This window comes from Arcicella sp. GW458-12-2-14-TSB2 (assembly GCF_059423785.1).
Map to the genome: position 1 here is coordinate 1 of NZ_JBWKYN010000342.1, position 1,716 is coordinate 1,716.

The 1,716-nt window shown below is 27.4% G+C and carries 1 protein-coding gene; it reads right to left on the reverse strand.

Features of this window, described 5'->3' with window-relative positions; all coding sequences use genetic code 11:
* Positions 1-100: 100 nt before the first annotated feature.
* Complete coding sequence (locus AC07XN_RS24305) at positions 101-1,453, reverse strand: PQQ-binding-like beta-propeller repeat protein (protein WP_494744922.1); 1,353 nt, start codon at positions 1,451-1,453, stop codon at positions 101-103.
* Between the last annotated feature and the right edge of the window lie 263 nt (positions 1,454-1,716).

Here is a 1,716-nt window from a genome sequence, read left to right on the forward strand (position 1 = left end):
CTTATAACCATAAATCTTAGTATAACCTTCTATCATAAATTAGGCTCTTGAAATACACTATTTTCAAGAGCCTAATTTATGATAGATAGCTTGACAACCTCTATTTAGTTATATTCGTGACTTCAGTCTTATAAATAAACCTGTCTGAGGAAAAATACATGTACTTTCCATTAATCTCAATATTATTTGTTTTGGGAATTTCGGCGACTTTCTTTCCATCCTTATCAATTACAATGGTTATATCATTATTATTAATAAAAGTCCAATCTAGATATTTATCCGATATTTTATAGTAACTATTCTTTAAGTATTCGCCTTGTTTATTAAAATTATGGTCTAGCACAGTAATTGTAAATTCATCGTTATAAACATAATACTTTGTACTGTCTATCTCGTAAAGAGTTTTATATGTTGAAGCACTCGTTTGAATGTACACGCTATTTTTCACGAAACCATTCCATTCACGTAGCTCCTTTTTCTCCATCTCTTTACTCATAATCATTTCTCCATTTTCTAATGAGTATTTAGAAATAGCCCTTTTGTGCATGATTATAAGGGTATCCCTGTCAAAATAATAATTTTCAATAAGCCCTTTTTGTTCAAGCTGATTGATATATTTTATACTACCGTCATTATTAAATCTAGCAATAAAAGGTTTTTTTTGTTTCATTCTATAATAACCGCCTAATAGAGAATAACCCAAATTGAAAAGATAGAACGAATCTTTCTTATGAAATAAAATAGATTCACTACATTCTATATCTGTAGGGAAAAATGTCTCAGAAATTACATTTCCTTGATAGCTCATTCTCAAAAGCCTATCAACAGTGGCAATAACAAAACTGGTTGAATCTCGAAAAAAATTAGACGTCAAAAAGCAATTACCTTGATAATTAAAATCTGCACATTCACGTGCCACTTGAATATCATAGCTCCACCCTTTACCTGTTTTAACATTAATACTATTGATTTTATTATTCAAAAAAATCAATGAAGTATCTCGATAAATATACTTGCGAGAAAGCCCCTTTTTAAAAGATAAGTCATCTCGTTCCCAAACCATATTTCCAGTTAGTAAATCAATACCATAAAGTCCATCATTTTTCCTGAAAAGCTTATTCTTATAGGTAATACCTACATTGGCATCATAAAATGAAAAAAGCAAAGGATTATCTACTTCCCATAGTTCTTCGCCTGTTTCAGTATCAATTCCAAAATTTTTGTTTCTTAAAGACAACACAAGAAAATTGTTAGAAAAAGACAAGTCTTGGGTTTTTAAATTAATTTCTTTATACCATTTTAAGTCGTTTTTAATAGGATTAAATATCCCTAAAAAAACTTTATTAGTTTTTTCAATATTAGGTAATCCATTGAAAATTACTGAATAATGGTTTTTTAAAGAATCATATTTCATTCCTAAAATTTTATGACTGAATGAGTATTTTTCAGCCAAAATAGGTTCTTTATTATCTTTTATTCTGTAGCCAATAGTATCTATTTGGTTTTTAAATTGAATTATTTGTCCTTTTAATGAGCTTAATAAAAATGTGTATAGGAAAAGTAATAGGCAAACTTTTTTCATTGATTTTAAGTGTTTGTATGTGTATTATTTATTGATTATTCGAAAAATCATCTTATTTGATTTTATACAATATTAATACGATTCTGAATAGAAAATTAAAATTTAAGTAATAATAGTTTTACTCTTTACTGGTA